This window comes from Ilumatobacter sp. (genome assembly GCF_049588435.1).
GTDB lineage: Bacteria > Actinomycetota > Acidimicrobiia > Acidimicrobiales > Ilumatobacteraceae > Ilumatobacter_A.
Map to the genome: position 1 here is coordinate 1 of NZ_JBAVYV010000160.1, position 15,709 is coordinate 15,709.

At 67.5% G+C, this 15,709-nt stretch carries 10 protein-coding genes; 4 read left to right on the plus strand and 6 right to left on the minus strand.

What is annotated here, in order from left to right; translation table 11 throughout:
• Positions 1 to 713 (minus strand): alpha/beta fold hydrolase (locus WBV89_RS05855; RefSeq protein ID WP_423980400.1); only part of this gene is annotated, 713 nt, incomplete at its 3' end.
• Between the two features lie 46 nt (positions 714 to 759).
• On the opposite strand from WBV89_RS05855, the gene WBV89_RS05860 reads away from it, so the two are divergent.
• The gene (locus tag WBV89_RS05860) at positions 760 to 1,359 is read left to right on the plus strand and encodes a TetR/AcrR family transcriptional regulator (RefSeq protein ID WP_423980401.1); all 600 of its coding nucleotides are present in this window, start codon (positions 760 to 762) and stop codon (positions 1,357 to 1,359) included.
• 26 nt (positions 1,360 to 1,385) lie between these two features.
• On the opposite strand, the gene WBV89_RS05865 is transcribed toward WBV89_RS05860, so the two are convergent.
• The gene (locus tag WBV89_RS05865) at positions 1,386 to 6,920 is read right to left on the minus strand and encodes a biotin carboxylase N-terminal domain-containing protein (protein WP_423980402.1); all 5,535 of its coding nucleotides are present in this window, start codon (positions 6,918 to 6,920) and stop codon (positions 1,386 to 1,388) included.
• 115 nt (positions 6,921 to 7,035) lie between these two features.
• Entirely contained in the window at positions 7,036 to 8,676 is a 1,641-nt protein-coding gene (locus WBV89_RS05870; RefSeq protein ID WP_423980403.1) for a Na+/H+ antiporter, read from the minus strand.
• 507 nt (positions 8,677 to 9,183) lie between these two features.
• On the opposite strand from WBV89_RS05870, the gene WBV89_RS05875 reads away from it, so the two are divergent.
• Both WBV89_RS05875 and WBV89_RS05880 read left to right on the plus strand, forming a co-directional pair.
• Entirely contained in the window at positions 9,184 to 10,191 is a 1,008-nt protein-coding gene (locus tag WBV89_RS05875) for an ATP-binding cassette domain-containing protein (protein ID WP_423980404.1), read from the plus strand.
• Complete coding sequence (locus tag WBV89_RS05880; protein WP_423980405.1) at positions 10,188 to 10,991, plus strand: ABC transporter permease; 804 nt, start codon at positions 10,188 to 10,190, stop codon at positions 10,989 to 10,991. The genes WBV89_RS05875 and WBV89_RS05880 overlap by 4 nt, the downstream gene beginning before the upstream one ends.
• A gap of 38 nt (positions 10,992 to 11,029) precedes the next feature.
• Here WBV89_RS05880 and WBV89_RS05885 read toward each other — a convergent pair whose 3' ends face one another.
• The 3 genes from WBV89_RS05885 to WBV89_RS05895 all read right to left on the minus strand — a co-directional run bounded on the left by WBV89_RS05885 (position 11,030) and on the right by WBV89_RS05895 (position 13,581).
• Positions 11,030 to 11,317 carry a hypothetical protein gene (locus WBV89_RS05885; protein WP_423980406.1) on the minus strand — a complete coding sequence of 96 codons (288 nt, stop codon included), beginning with the start codon at positions 11,315 to 11,317 and terminating at the stop codon, positions 11,030 to 11,032.
• 46 nt (positions 11,318 to 11,363) lie between these two features.
• Complete coding sequence (locus tag WBV89_RS05890) at positions 11,364 to 12,701, minus strand: acyl-CoA dehydrogenase family protein (protein ID WP_423980409.1); 1,338 nt, start codon at positions 12,699 to 12,701, stop codon at positions 11,364 to 11,366.
• Between the two features lie 106 nt (positions 12,702 to 12,807).
• The gene (locus WBV89_RS05895) at positions 12,808 to 13,581 is read right to left on the minus strand and encodes a helix-turn-helix domain-containing protein (RefSeq protein WP_423980407.1); all 774 of its coding nucleotides are present in this window, start codon (positions 13,579 to 13,581) and stop codon (positions 12,808 to 12,810) included.
• Positions 13,582 to 13,631: 50 nt separating this feature from the next.
• On the opposite strand from WBV89_RS05895, the gene WBV89_RS05900 reads away from it, so the two are divergent.
• Positions 13,632 to 15,709 (plus strand): proline dehydrogenase family protein (locus tag WBV89_RS05900; RefSeq protein WP_423980408.1); only part of this gene is annotated, 2,078 nt, incomplete at its 3' end.

The following is a 15,709-nucleotide window of genomic DNA, read 5'->3' on the forward strand; positions in this document are numbered from 1 at the left end:
GCGGTGAGGGCTGTCTCGGGGCGGCCGCCCCGAAGCCGGACCAATCGGTGCAGCATCGCGAGGAAGGCATCCTCGAAACGGTCGAGGCGCTCGGTTGACAGGATGAGCCGGGCGATCAGGGGCGGCAGCGGATCCTCGCGGACCATCTTGGCGAGCTGTTCGACCTGGCGTTCCGACGGTGGCTGGAGCTTCATCATCAGCCGACCCAACGGACGAGTCGAGAGGAGCCTCATGGGGAGCGGCGCCGATGTGTCGAGCACGACGGAAGGGCAACCGACGTGGACCAGAGCTGCAACGCGATCGGGCCGATCGATGGCCAGCCAACTGGCCCACAGCGAACCGAGCGAGTTGGCGACGATGATCGGACGGTCCAGACCGAGCCCGTCGAACACCTCGAGGAGGAACCGGACCGCGTTGGTTCGGAGATCGTCCGCGAAGTCGGGGGTGGTGTCGGTCAAGCCGAATCCCGGCAGATCGATGGCGTACCGAGTCACCCCGTCGAGACGGGTGATCAACGGTGCGAGCATCGCGGCCGGGACACCGATGCCGTTGAGCAGGACCACCGACCGACCGTGCCCGGCCACGAGGACGTGGGCCTCACCGGCGACGACGGACGTCGGGATCCAGCGTTCGTCGACCGTGATCCCGTAGTGATCGAGGACCGCCGCCTGTGCGTTGGAGAAGTTCTCGTCGAACATCGTGCCTCCGATCACCGTCTGCTTTACATCGTGTCAACCACAGTAGAGTCAGCTTGACAGCATGTCAACCACGACCGGATATGGGGATCCCGAAACCCGGAATCGCATCCTGCGCGCGACCTGGGAACTGCTCGCCGAGCACGGGGCGCAACTGAAGCTCGCCGACGTCGCGGCCCGTGCCTCGGTCTCCCGCCAGGCGATCTACCTGCACTTCGGCGATCGCACCGCCGTCCTGGTCGCGCTCGTCGACCACATGGACGAAACGCTCGACCTCGGTGAGTCCGTCGCCGCCGTGCACGCCGCGCCGGGCGGAGCAGCGCTGCTCGAGGCCGCGATGTACCTCAACGCCACCTTCTGGACGCAGGTGTTGCCGGTTGCCCAGGTGCTCGAAGCAGCCCAGCACAGCGACGATGCACTCGGCGCCGCGTGGCGCGACCGTATGCGATTCCGACAGGCGACGTTCCGGGCGATGATCGACACCCTCCACGAACGAGACGAACTCGCCGAGGACTGGGCCGTCGACGACGCTGCCGGAACCTTGTACGCGGTCGCCCACTTCGACACGTGGCGCGAACTCGTCCACGAACTCGGCTGGAGCGACGACCGCTACGTCCGGTCGATGACGCGGCTGCTCTGCAGCGCCCTCCTCCGGACGCCGTGATCGAACCGGGCCGACGCCCGGCTCGGCTACGACTGCTGTCGGTCCATCCCGCGCGCGACGGACGCGATGAGTTCGGGACGCAGGTCGGCGGCGGCGATGATGCGATGCACCGAGCCCACACGTTGTGCCCGCTCGACGCTGTGGACGGCGTCGAACTCGGCGGCGACGTCACCCATCTTCTCGGTGCGCACGACGTCGCGCAGTGACGACAGTTCGGCGCGGAGCCGTTCCGCCTGATCGGTGCCGTCGCGTTCGGCGGTCGCGACGTCGGCGTCGAGCTGACGGATCCGCTCGTCGTCGCGGGTTCGCGCGTCGACGTCGCGGGTGAACACGACGGCCGCTGCAGGAGCACCGCCGATCACCGACGCGAACGATCCCTCGACGGCGAGCACCTCCATGTTGTCGTTGAGGGTGGCCGAGAACACCACGAACGCGCCACCGTGATAACGCGAGACGACACACAGTACGAACGGCCCGTCGAAGTTGACGATCGCCCGACCGATCTCCGCGCCGTACTCGAGCTGCAACCGGCGCAGGGATTCGGGAGATCCGTCGAAGCCGGACAGGTTCGCGAGCATCACGACCGGGCGGGCACCACTCGCCGCGTTGATCGCCCGAGCCACCTTCTTCGACGACAGCGGGAACAGCGTGCCCGCCGACCACTGGGACGGCCCGTCGGCGGGCGTGACCCCGTGGCGCGGGAGCGGCCGCGACTCCATTCCGATCAGGGTGATCGCCGAGCCACCCAGTCGGCAGTCGTAGACGACCGCCATCTCCGCGTCGGCCATCTCCGGCCAGCGTTCGAGCGGCTCGTGGTCGGCGTCGATCACCGCCGCCATCACCGCCCGGATGTCGAAGGGCTTCTTGCGATCCGGGTTTGCCGTGTCGGAGAAGATGTCGCCGACGGTCGAGAAGTCGATGCCCTCGACGTCGTGGGGCGCGGAGCGAACGTCACGCTCGACCGGGTCGCCCGTGGGCATCGCCCTCGGCCAGCGTTCGCCCGGCGCGCGATACGTGAGGTCGTAGTGGTGGAAGAGCACGTCGCACGCACCCGCCAGCGTGGGTGCCCAGAACTGCGCTTCGCCGTTCGGCCCCATGATCCGCTCGTACCCACCGATACCGAAGTTGTCATCCGCGGAGACACCGCCCGAGTAGTCGATGGCCTGTTTGCCGGTGAGCACCATCGCGCTGTCCGGGGTCATCACGAGGATGCCCTTGGTGTGCATCAGCATCGTCGACTCGGCGTTCCAGTACGGCTGGGCACCCACGTTGATCCCTGCCACGACGATGTTGATCTCTCCGCCGGCCTGTGTGTGTTCGATGATGCGACGAAGCACCCGTGCCACCCAGTCGAGGTTCTCGCTCCCCGACTCCATCGAGATCTTCGCCCCCGCCGACAGCGCGAACCATTCGATCGGCACGTCGAGTTCGGCCGCCAGGTCGATCGCAGCGAGCAGTCGTCGACATTCGGCTTCGGTGATCGATCCCATCGCCTTCGTCGGATCGCCGAGGATCGCGACCCGCGTCATTCCGTCGGGATGTTCCGCGGTCGGTGTCGACACCGTGCCGACGACGACGCCCGACGGATTCTCGCCGGGAGGACGTTCCGCCGGAACGAGACGGTCGGTCGAACCATCGGGTTCCTGCTCGTCGAGGTCGTGTTCGACGAACGTCCCGTTCGCTCGGGTCAACATCGGAACGATCTCGTAGGGGTACGTGAGCCCGCGACGGCGGGTCGCGATCAGCTTGCGCGCGTACTCGTCGAGCGGCTGCATCGGTTCGGTGGCCGGATCGGTGATCCGGACCGTGATCCCACGGCCCGGTTCGAACCCGATCCGCATCACCGTTTCGATCGTGTTGCCGGTCGCGTCGTCGCGCAGTCGACCGCTCACGACGACCTGTTCGAGTCCCAGGCCTTCGGTGAGCGGCGCGAGGCGTTGGACGACCTCGTCCAGTTCGTCGAGCGGAAAATCGACGACCGGCCAGACGTACATCATGACCCGGTTCCATTCGAGCGCCGCGGCCCCGGGGAGTTCGCCCCGGACTCGGCGGATCGCATCGAGGCAGCCGATGAGGAGATGCTCGACCTCGGGAAGCGCCACGACCTTGCCCGCCTCGTCACGGATCGGGGTGATGTCACGCACCTCGGCGACGGCGATCAACCGCCGGTCCGCCGGATTCTCCCGGGCAACACAGTCGAACAGGTGCGCCTCCCCCGCCGCCGGGAGCGGGCTGATGTCGAAATTCGCGAGCCGCCACATCTGCAGGCGCCGGGCGATCATCGGATGCAAGCCGCGGAACTTGATGTCCTCCTCGAAGACGGGATCCCCGTCGGGCGCCTCATTCGACGACTCGGCCATCCAATACGGACGGTCGCCCGCAGCGGTGGCACGCCGGAACGTGAGGACGTCGACGCGGCTCCCGACCATGGCCGGGACCACCGCGACGCGACGCACGACCTCGGAGAACTCCGCTCGATCCAGGAGCTCGCGCATCTGCCCGGACAGTTCGTCGGTGTCGAGATTCCCGGTCGGGGTGAGCGGCACGAACACGTCCATGACCGCCGTGTCGGTCGCGGGGACGGTGGCCGCGATGCCGGCGAGCGCAGCCAGCACGCGAGTCAACGCATCGTGTGGGGCACGCACTGCGATCACGTGCACGTGCCGCCCACGGTGGACGTACGTCGCACGACAGATCTCGAGGTCATCGACCACCTGTGTCGTGACCGGGCCGAGGTCGCGGATCCGGTAGTAGCGGCGGACGAGGATCTCGACGAGGCGCCCCGGCGTCTCGGTGGTCGCGAAGACGTCGTCCTCGGTGAGGATCGGGAGCAGCGGCAGTGGACATGCGATGAGCCGGTCGGTTTCGGCCGCGTGCTCGCCGGGGGACCCGTCGACCGCCGCGACCGATGCCTTCATCATCGCCGAAGTCTCGGTACGGGCGGACTCGGTGTGCGGTCGGTCGAACAACCGGTAGCGCACCGACCGGGACATGCTGGCGACGGCCGGCGAACGACGGCGCGTGGCGTCGATCACCCGGTCGAGCGTGCTGCGCAGCCCCGGCGACGACGTGGGATCGTCGAGCAACGCCGCGACGATCGCGAGTTGCTCGTCTCGTCGCTGGTGGGACACGAAGATCCGGTGCACCGCGTCGCGCAACCGGTCGGACGGTTCGAGATCGGAGACGCCGTAGTGCGCGAGCGCCCGGACGAGACGATCGGAGTACCACTGGGGAACCCCTTCGGCGACGGGGTCGAGCGAGCGCAGATAGGCGTTGAAGTACTCGCGCCCCGCCCGCTGCTCGTTCGACACGTCGAGGCGCTCGGGCGCCAGCGCGTTCAAGTCGGCGAACACCTCGAGGATCGCGACCAGATCCTCGGCGTCGATGCCGTCGCCGGACGACGTCGACGACGCGACGACGTCGCATGCGTGTGCCGAGGAGACGTCGAAGCCGAGCAGGGATGCGCTCACCAGATCCGCCGCGGATGAGCCGTTGCTCCTTCGATCACCCGGCGACGTCGCCGCGGCGAGCGTGTCGAACGTGATCCGATCGCGCCCGGTCGATGCATCACCATCGTCGCCCTCCGGCTCGATGCGGAACAACGCGAACCCCGCGACGACCTGTGCATTGGGCATCGAGAAGACGTCTCGAATCCGGCCGCTCACCGGTGCGATGATCTCCATCTCCATCTTCATCGCCTCGAGCACACCGAGCCGGTCACCGGCGGCGACCACATCGTCGGCCTCGACGTCGATCCGAACGACGAGCGACGCCGCCGGTGCGCGCACGACGCCGGCGTCGTCTCGCGAGAAGCGGTGCGCGATCCCCTCGACCTCGATCAGGTGATCGCTGCCCTGGATCGTGGACACGACCGAGTAGGACGTCGATCCGATCGTGAGCCGGCTGCGGGAGCGGCCGAGCCGTTCGACGTCGACGATCACCGTGGCGCCGTCGACGGTGAGCTCGTAGCGCTGTTCCAGGACGTGTCGGACCTCGACGAGATACGGCTCACCGTCGTAACGCAGTTCGACGGTGTGACCGATCGCGGTCTCGACCTGGGGGCGCCCGCGACTCGCCGATCCGAAGAACGCAACGCGGTCGAAATCGGCCTGGAGTTGCTCGGCATCGAGCGTGGCAGCGATCAGCGCGACGTCGGCGAGGCGGGTCGGGAGGTGCCCGCCTTCGGCGGTGAGCCGGTCGAGCCACGAGGTGTCGACGTCACCGCTGCGCACCTCGTCGCGGTCGAGCAGTTCGAGGAGGAACGACTTGTTGGTCGTGCCGCCACTCACGAGCACGGTCATCTGCGACAACGCCCGCCGCAATCGGCTCAGTGCCTCGGTGCGATCGGCCCCGGTCGCGATGATCTTGGCGATCATCGAATCGAACTCGGGTGGGATGACATCTCCCTCCGCGACGCCGGTGTCGACCCGAATCCCCGAGCCGACCGGCAGCGACAGCGTTTCGATCGTGCCCGGCGCCGGAGCGAACCCCCGCTGCGGGTCCTCGGCGTTGAGCCGGGCTTCGATCGCATATCCGAAGCTCGGGGGTGGGTCCCCGACGAGTTGTCCGCCACTCGCCACCGCCAGTTGGAGTTTGACGAGGTCGAGACCCGTGGTGAGTTCGGTGACCGGGTGCTCGACCTGCAGTCGCGTGTTGACCTCCAGGAACGCGAAGGTCTGCTCGGCGGGCTGATACAGGAACTCGACCGTTCCCGCGTTCTCGTACCCGGCGGCCTGCGCGAGGCGGACCGCTGCCGCGCGGAGATCCCGATCCTGTTCGGGTGTCAGCACGATGCAGTGCGATTCCTCGACGACCTTCTGATTGCGCCGTTGCAGCGAGCAGTCGCGCACGCCGACCGCCCACGCCGTGCCGTGGGTGTCGCAGATGACCTGGACCTCGACATGGCGGGCGTCCGACACGACCCGCTCCATGAACACCGTCGCGTCACCGAACGCCTTGAGTCCCTCGGCGCGGGCGCTCCTGAACGCTTCGTCGAGACCACCGTGTTCGTCGACCCGGCGGATCCCCCTGCCACCGCCGCCGGCCGTCGCCTTGATCATCAGCGGGAACCCGATGGCATCGGCCTGCTCGCGGGCCACCTCGATCGAGTCGACCGGGCCGCCGCTCCACGGCGCGACCGGCACATCGGAACGCTCCGCCAGCAGCTTCGCTTCGATCTTGTCGCCGAGCCGACGCATCACTTCCGGTCGCGGACCGATGAACACGACACCCAGTCGTTCGCACAGTTCGGCGAACTCGGGCCGTTCCGCCACGAAGCCCCAACCGACCCACGCGGCGTCGGCGCGACTGTCGATCAGCGCGCTTTCGAGCACCTCGAGATCGAGATACGGACTCCCGGCGTCGGCGGGGCGGTCCACGTCGATGCAGATCGCCTCGTCGGCCTCGCGCACGAACATCGCGGACGCCTCGGCGGTCGTGTGCAGGGCGATCGTCCGGACGTCGATGCCGTGCTCGAAGCGCAGTTCCTGCACCGCGTTGATCAAGCGCATCGCGGCCTCCCCGCGGTTGATCACGGCGAGGCGATGAAACGCGAGGTCCATCCATCACACCTTAGGCACCTGACGGTGGTGCCGGGACTGGCGGCGCCTGACGCAACGAGCTCGACGTCGAGGACCCTTCGTCAGCTCAGCCGCCGTGCGCCGCGCGAGCAGCCGGTCACTCGTCGGGCGACGCATCGGCGTCGGACCGGTCGTCGTCAGCGAGGTCCTCCCACAGCATGTTCGGAGCATCCTCGGCCTCGATGTCGATGTCGCGTGACAGCCTGCGTGCCACGCGGTCACTGATCCGTCCCGACCGTGATGCGTCGGACAACGCCTGCTTCCGGACCGAAGCCAGCCGTCGTGCCGACACCGTCATCTGGCGCTTGCGGACGTCCTCCACGTTCGTCGTCAGGTCGGACATCTGCTCCTCCTGGGTCTCGAGACGATTCGTGAGGCGCTTGCGAAGGTCGATGTAGAGCACGGCCGTGACCTCACCGCTGTGACGCATCGTCTCCAACTCCGACAGCGCCGCGCGCAGCGCCAGCGTCTCGGCCAGGTGTTCCTCGAAGCGGTTCAACTCGTCGGTCTGCGACGTCAGGTCGAGGTGGTCGAGCAACGGCCGATAGGTGGAGCCTTGAACGACCAGCGAGAACAGGACGACGGCGAACACCACCGCGACCGCATCGACGCCCGCGAATTGCTTGACGGGAAGCCCGAGTACGAGCGCGATCGGGATCGAGCCTCGGAGCCCGCCCCAGAAGATCGCGGTCATCCACGATCTCGGGACCGGAGCGGACGTCGCCCGCGTGAACGGCCACATCAGGCCGTACGCGATGATCAACCGGCTGACGAGAACCCCGGCGATCGCCACCATGGCGGTCACCAGGGTTCGTCCGCGGAGTGCGCCGGGGTCGAACTCCAGGCCGATGACGAGGAACAACGCCGAGTTGGCGAGGAACGCCAGCACCTCCCAGAACTCCCGCAGCGTGACCCTCGACGAGGCGGACATCGCCAGCCGCGTTCCGTAGTTGCCGATCAGGAGTCCGGATGTGACCACGGCGATCACGCCCGAGCCTCCGAGCCGATCGGCGAGCAGGTACGCGCCATACGCCGTGACGAGCGAGAGGGTGATCTCGACGAGATGATCGTCGAGGGTGGCCATCAGGCGATGGGCGATGAACCCGACCGCCGCACCGACGCCGACGCCGATGACCACCTCGGTCCCGAACTCCGTGAGCGCGTCCCCGAACGTCACGGGATCGTTGCCGAACGCGACCTCGACGACGATGATGTAGGCGACGATCGCGATCGCGTCGTTGAAGATCGACTCGCCCTCCATCAGCGTCCTCAGCCCCGACACCACACCGTTCTCCTTGAAGATCGCGAGGACGCTGACCGGATCGGTCGCGGCGAGGACGACGGCGAACACCACGGCGAGTTCGATCGACATTCCGGGGACGATCACCAACATCAGCGCAATGACGGCCGCCGAGATCGCGGTACCGACGAAGGCCAGGACGGCCACCTGTCGCCAGCGCAGTTGGAGGTCGTCGAGATCCATGTTGATCGCGCCCTCGAACAGCAGCGGCGGGAGGAACACCAGGAGGATCAGGTCGCTGGTCAGGTCGATCGCACGGAACGTCCCACTGAGGCCGAGCGCCAGGCCGACGAGCACCAGCGCCACGGTGTACGGCAACCGCAGTCGACTGACCCCGATGCCGACGAGCGCGGCCACCAGCATCAGCCCGACGATCAGTGCCTCGGTGACCTCGATGTCACTGGTCGCCGCCTCGGCGCCCGCGAGCAACGTGTGCATGGCTGCACACTATGAAACGGCGACGACCCGCTCGGCCATGTCCGGCGAGGTGGAATGCGGACGTGTTCGACGGTCGATCAGGACACCGTCGTCGACCGTCCGGAAATCGGCTCGGGTCGGCCACCGACGAAGTCGTAGGCCCACGTGACCCTGTTGCCGAACCGGGCGTCGAATTTCGCTCCGCGTCGGAGCGCCCGCTCAAACTTCCTTTCGGTGTACCGGCGTCGCGTCCAGGTCGAGTTCGACCGAGATCTCCGATGATCAGGAGGACACCCGGTACTGCGTGGTGCACGTGCGTTCCCGACGACGACACGTGATCGTGGAACGGACCGCGTCCCGAGCGGATCATGCCGGTGATCGATCGCGTGATCAGAAGGGTGACGACGAACGCCAGGAGTGCCAGGAACAGCGGGAGTCGACCGCGGTCGATGACCTCGCGCTCGAACCACGACCACACGTTGGTCAACCTACTCTCGCACCGTTGCCGACCACCCGTATCGTGTCTCGATGATCGAAACGATCCACGCCATCGGGCTGGTGAAGCGCTACGGCGACGTCACCGCGCTCGACGGCCTCGACCTGTCGGTTCCCGAGGGCACGGTGCTCGGGCTGCTGGGCCCGAACGGGGCCGGCAAGACCACCGCCGTGTCGATCCTCACGACCCTGCTCGTCCCGGATGAGGGCGAGGCGAGCATCGCAGGGGTGGACCTGCGGACGCAGCCGGGGGAGGTCCGGCGCAAGATCGGGCTGTCCGGACAGTACGCCGCGGTCGACGAGGTGCTCACCGGGTACGAGAACCTCGACATGATCGGCCGGCTGTACCGACTCGGTCGGAAGCGATCCAGGACTCGGGCGCGCGAACTCCTCGAACGATTCGACCTGGTCGAGGCCGGCGATCGACCCGTCAAGACCTACTCCGGGGGCATGCGTCGTCGACTCGACCTCGCCGGAGCGCTCGTGGCCGAACCGCCGGTGCTCTTCCTCGATGAGCCGACGACGGGGCTCGATCCGCGCAGCCGCATCGAACTCTGGGCCGTGATCCGCGAGCTGGTCGCCAAGGGCACGACGCTGCTGCTGACCACGCAGTACATGGAAGAGGCCGACCAGCTCGCCGACGACATCGTCGTGATCGACCACGGAACCGCGATCGCCCGCGGAACGTCCGACGAACTCAAGTCGCAGGTCGGCGGTGACCGCATCGACGTCACGGTCACCGAGGCCGATCAACTCGCCAGGGCGCGGGAGGTCCTCGCCCGTCACGCGGTCGGCGAGGTCGAAGTCGACGAGCCCGTCCGTCGGCTGCTCGCGCCGATCTCGGGCGGTGCCGCAACGCTGACCTCGACGCTCCGGGCACTCGACGACGAAGGGATCGCGATCAACGACGTCGGGCTCCGCCGACCGACGCTGGACGACGTCTTCCTCACGCTGACCGGTCGCCATGCCGACGACGACCACCCCGACACGGCGAGCGACACCGAGTCGCTCGGGACATCGACCGAAGGAGCGACGTCATGAGCGCCGTCACGGCCATGTTGGCCGACACCACCGTCATCGCGAAGCGCAACGTGATCAAGATCAAGCGCGTGCCCGAGGTGATGGTGTTCGTCCTCATGTCGCCGATCATGTTCGTGCTGCTGTTCGGCTACGTCTTCGGCAACTCGATCGCGATCGCAGGGTCGAGCTACCGCGAGTTCCTGATGGCCGGAATCTTCGTGCAGTCGGTGATGTTCGGTGCGACGTTCACCGGGGCGGGGATCGCCGAGGACATGCAGAAGGGGATCATCGACCGCTTCCGCTCGCTCCCGATGTCGCGTTCGGCGGTGCTCGCGGGACGAACGATCAGCGACGTGGTCTACAACCTGCTGTCGCTGATCATCATGGCGATCACCGGCCTCCTGGTCGGGTGGAGGATCCGCAACTCCTTCCTCGACGCGATCGCCGGGTTCGTGCTGTTGCTTCTGTTCGCGTACGCCGTGTCGTGGGTGATGGCCTACATCGCCCTGCTCGTGCCGAGCGTCGAGGTGATCAACAACGCGTCGTTCATGGTGATCTTCCCGCTGTCGTTCATCGCCAACACGTTCGTCCCCGCGGAGAGCCTTCCCGGACCACTCCAGACGTTCGCCGAGTGGAACCCCGTCTCGTCGGTCACCCAGGCCGCTCGCGAGCTCTTCGGCAACATCCCGCCGGACGCACCGTCACCCGACGTGTGGCCGCTCGAGCACCCGATCGTCTACACACTGATCTGGGTGGTCGCCACGATCGCGGTGTTCGCACCACTCTCGGTCCACCGGTACAAGCGCGCCAACAAGCGCTGAACGTCACCTCGCCCGCCGCCGTTGGGTGGCGCGGCGTGTCAGATGGCGGACGTGGTGGTGTCGACGACCGGCGCGTCGTCGTCGGCAGCGATCGTGTCGGCGACCTTGTCTCCGGCGTTGTCGACGACGCCGGCCACCCGATCGGTGACCTTGTCCGTCACCTTCGATGCGTTGTCGACCACGGCGGTCGCAACCTTCGACTGGGTGACGGTGCTCGCCGCATTTCCGGCGGCCCTTCCGACCTTCGAGCGCTGCTGCTCGGTCATGTTGGCCGCGAGGTATCCCCCGACGGCCGCTCCGACGATGATTCCGATGAGGAGTTTCATGATCCTGGTCTACCCCAAATCGGCACCGTCAATCCTCGTTGTTGCGTCAGACGTTCTTGGGGAGGTCCGAGAAGGGGCGGACCTTGTCGTCGTTCGGTTCCTTCGGGAGTCCGAGCGCACGTTCACCGATGATGTTGCGCTGGATCTGATCGGTTCCGCCGTAGATCGGGGGCGCCTGCGCGTACAGCGCCGTTCCGGTGACGATCCCGAGCATCGGGTTGCCGGTCGCGGCATTGAGCGACTCGCGCTGTTCGTCGGTGTAGGCGTGCAGCATCCCGGATGCTCCGACGATCCGGAGCCCGAGGTCGCGGGTGAGGCGCACCGTGTCGCTCATCAAGAGCTTCGAGATGTTCGCCATGCCGGGGATGTCCTGGCCGGACGTGCGCAGCGCCTTGAGCCGTTGCCCGTTGAACTTGCCGATCTGGTTGAGGATGTGCAGCCGCATCAGATCCTGCCGGATCGACGGGTCGTCGAGCTTGCCCTCCGAGCGGGCGAAACCGACGAGCATCTGGTCGTTGGATCGCGCTGCGGGCGTGGCCGCCCGACGCGATGCCTTCTTCGGATCGACCGGCGCGACGAGATCACCGGCGCGACGTTCGAGCTGCTTGGAGATCGTGCCGGGCTGGGCACCCGCAGCGCCGCCCGATCCACCGGCGCCGAGACCTGCCCGTTCGGCCTGCAACGTCGTGTTCGTGACGGCCCAACCGTTGTTCACGCCACCGATCACATCGGACTCGCGCACCCGCGCATCGGTGAGGAACACCTCGTTGAACATCGCGTGACCGGTCATCTCGTGGAGCGGTCGGATCTCGACGCCCGGCTGGTCCATGTCGATCGCCATCCACGAGATCCCCTGGTGCTTCGGAACGTCGACGTTCGTGCGCGCGATCAGCATGCCCATGTCGGCGGTGTGACCGAGCGAGGTCCACACCTTCTGCCCGTTGACGATGTACTCCTCGCCGTCCTTCTCGGCGCGGCTGGAGAGTCCGGCGAGGTCCGATCCTGCACCCGGCTCGCTGAAGAGCTGGCACCACGCCTTCTGACCCGTCACGATGTCGCGCACGTGCTCGGCGATCTGTTCGGGAGTTCCGTGGGTGGCGATCGTCGGAGCGGCGAGCAACAGCCCGAGTCCACTCGGCGGGCCGAGCGCACCGAACGATCCGATCTCGCGCATCACGGCGACCGAGTCGGAGCGTGACAGCCCGCGTCCGAACGCGTCGTTCGGAAGGATCGGGGACGCCCAGCCGGCGAGGCCGAGCCGCTCCCACCATTCGGCGACGGTCAGATCGGGGTCCCAGTTCTCGCCGAGCCATTCGCGAACGGCTTCCACCGGATCGGCAGGCGTCTCGTTCACCGGCACCGTCGTCGGCGCATTCTCTGTCATCGCCACGGCGATCCCCTCTCGATGGTTGTGGTGTACAACCATACGATCCTCCCGGCGGTCCACGAAAATCTCCCCATCGTGGCGTGGACTCGTCGAGCCGACTCCGTCAGGGTCGATGGGCGGTGCGATACGCGGCGGGTGAGGAGCCGACGACCTTGCGGAAGTGGCGACTGAACGCACTCTGGTCGTAGTAGCCGCACCGGTGGGCGACGTCGGCGATCGGCAGATCGGTCGTCGTCAGGAGTCGGAGGCCCTCCTCCAACCGGAACCTCATCACGAGTTGCTTGGGGCCGAGCCCGAGGACGCGCCGCGCGCTCCGTTCCAACTGTGCGACGGACATCTCCGCCGCATCCGCGAGATCCGCGACCTCGATCGGCTCGGCGAACCGACGCCGTGCGACCTCGACCGCCGCGGCGAGACGAGCATGAGGAGCATCCGCGTCGACATGGGTCCGCAGGTCGACCGACACGCTGACGACACCCGCGACCTCGCCGTCCGCATCGGTCCATCGGGACTTCGACGTGAGGAACCAGCCGATCGTGCGATCCGGTCGGGTGATGAACTCGAGCTCGTTCGTCAGCATGTGTCCGGTCTCGACCACCGCCCGATCCTGCGCGTCGTACCGCTCCGCGAACTCGGCCGGGAAGAGGTCGCTCGCCGTCCGTCCGACCACGTCACCCGCACCCGCGACCCCGGCTCGATCGGCGAACGCCTGGTTGGCGGCCAGGTACTCGCCCGTGGCCGCCTTGATGCAGAACATCACGTGCGGTGTCGTGGCAAGCACCTCGGTGACCGCTTCGAGTGACCGGTCGAGCATGGCGACCAGTATCCCCCGCCGGCGCACGTCGGGACGGCGTTGGTCGATTTCGACGACTCGCAACGACGAATTCGTACAAGACCGCGACCGTGCGCGACGTGTTCCATGGATACATGAGCGTGTCGACGTCCTCTTCCCCTGCGCCGGTGGCGACCGGTCGTTCCGATCTCGACCTCGCCGAGGACTCCGTCGACCTCGCCCGCACGCTGTTGGCCGCGAGTCAAGCCGACGAGTCCCGTCAGGAAGCACACAGCCGGGAACGACTGGGGGCGCTGCTCGCCGACGACGAAGGCCGCAAGCTGATCTTCGCGATGACCGACGAGGTGCTCCGGATCGACGATCCGGCGCTGGCCGCTCGGCGGTTCGCGAGCGTGGTCGACCAGCACCACACCCGAGCGGTCGGACGACTCGATGCCCTTCTGCTGCGCGCGGGTGCGGTCGTCGCCCCGCGTCTGCCGCGGCTCGTGATGCCGCTGGTCGTCCGCAAGATCAAGTCGGAGACAGACGGCATCGTCATCCCGGCCGACGATCCCGCCTTCGCCGATCACCTCCGCCGACGCGAACAGGACGGCGTCCGGTTGAACGTCAATCCGCTGGGCGAGGCGATCCTCTCCGACGCCGAAGCCGACGTCCGGTTGACGGCCGTGCTGCACAGCATCGATCGCCCCGACGTCGACTACGTGTCGGCGAAGGTCTCGGCACTCGTCGCCAATCTCGACGCGCTCGCGTTCGAACTCTCGCTGGACCGGATCTGCGAGCGTCTGCGCGAGCTGTACCGACGCGGCGAGGCAGCGACGCCGCGGACCTTCGTCAACCTCGACATGGAGGAGTACCGCGATCTGGAGCTGACGTTGCGGTCGTTCATGCGCGTCCTCGACGAGCCCGAGTTCGCCGGGATCGATGCCGGCATCGTGTTGCAGGCGTATCTCCCCGACTCGCACGAAGCGCTCGAACGGCTCGGGGCGTGGGCGACGGTGCGCCACGCTCGCAGCGGTGGAACGATCAAGGTGCGTCTGGTGAAGGGCGCGAACCTCGCGATGGAGTCGGTGGAGGCCGATCTGCACGGTTGGACCCCGGCGCCGTACCCGACCAAGGCCGCGGTCGACGCCAGCTACAAGGCGATGCTCGACTCCGCCATGCGCCCCGACTGGAACGGTGCACTACGGCTCGGACTGGCCAGCCACAACCTGTTTGACATCGCATGGGCGTTGACGTGGGGTGCCGATCGGGGTGTGCTCGACCGCATCGAGTTCGAGATGTTGGAGGGAATGGCACCGGCACAGGCGCGCGCCGTCCACGAGGCCGCGGGACAGTTGCTGATGTACGCGCCCGTCGTCGCCGACGACGACTTCGACGCGAGCATCGCCTACCTGTCGCGCCGCCTCGACGAGAACACGCAACCCGACAACTTCCTGCGATCGCTGTTCACGTTGACCCCCGAGTCGCCCGACTTCGAGCTCGAGGCCGATCGCTTCCGGAACGCGGTCGCCGCACGCCACGACGTGTTTCGTGGACGCCGGCGCTTCCCGATCGAGCGGGACACCGAGCGGTTCGAGAACGAACCCGACAGCGACACGACCATCCCCTCGGTGCGCACCGCGTTCCTCGATGCGGTGGCGAACCCGCCGTCGGTGTCGTTCGACGTCGTCACCGAGACCGCGACCATCGACACGATGCTCGCCGCTGCCGGCGAGAGCCATCGGGACGACGCTCACGGAGTCGACGAACGCCGGCGGTGGCTGCTCGACGCCGCCGATCTGATGAGCGCGGAACGCGCCGCGACGATCGGCCTGATGGCCCACCACGTCGCGAAGACGATCCACGAGGGCGATCCGGAGGTCAGCGAGGCGATCGACTTCTGCCGCTACTACGCGACCGCCGGACGGGAGCGACTCGACACGGCCGCTCGGGCGGGCAGCGACGTCGTGGGCCGCGGCGTGATCGTCGTCATCGGGCCGTGGAACTTTCCGTACGCCATCCCGACCGGTGGCGTCGCCGCCGCGATCGCCGCCGGGAACAGCGTGATCCTCAAGCCCGCTCCGGAAGCGGTCGAGATCGGTGCGCGGATCGCCGATCAGTTCTGGCGGGCCGGCGTGCCGGGCGACGTCCTCCAGCTGGTCGTGTGCGAGGACGGCCCGGTCGGCCGACACCTCGTCACGCATCCGACGGTCGACACGATCGTGCTCACGGG

Excerpts from the sequence above, each read along its gene's own strand:
- WBV89_RS05860 (WP_423980401.1), top strand. The coding sequence starts at position 760 with ATGTCAACCACGACCGGATATGGGGATCCCGAAACCCGGAATCGCATC.
- WBV89_RS05865 (WP_423980402.1), bottom strand. The coding sequence starts at position 6,920 with ATGGACCTCGCGTTTCATCGCCTCGCCGTGATCAACCGCGGGGAGGCC.
- WBV89_RS05870 (WP_423980403.1), bottom strand. The coding sequence starts at position 8,676 with ATGCACACGTTGCTCGCGGGCGCCGAGGCGGCGACCAGTGACATCGAG.
- WBV89_RS05875 (WP_423980404.1), top strand. The coding sequence starts at position 9,184 with ATGATCGAAACGATCCACGCCATCGGGCTGGTGAAGCGCTACGGCGAC.
- WBV89_RS05880 (WP_423980405.1), top strand. The coding sequence starts at position 10,188 with ATGAGCGCCGTCACGGCCATGTTGGCCGACACCACCGTCATCGCGAAG.
- WBV89_RS05885 (WP_423980406.1), bottom strand. The coding sequence starts at position 11,317 with ATGAAACTCCTCATCGGAATCATCGTCGGAGCGGCCGTCGGGGGATAC.
- WBV89_RS05890 (WP_423980409.1), bottom strand. The coding sequence starts at position 12,701 with ATGACAGAGAATGCGCCGACGACGGTGCCGGTGAACGAGACGCCTGCC.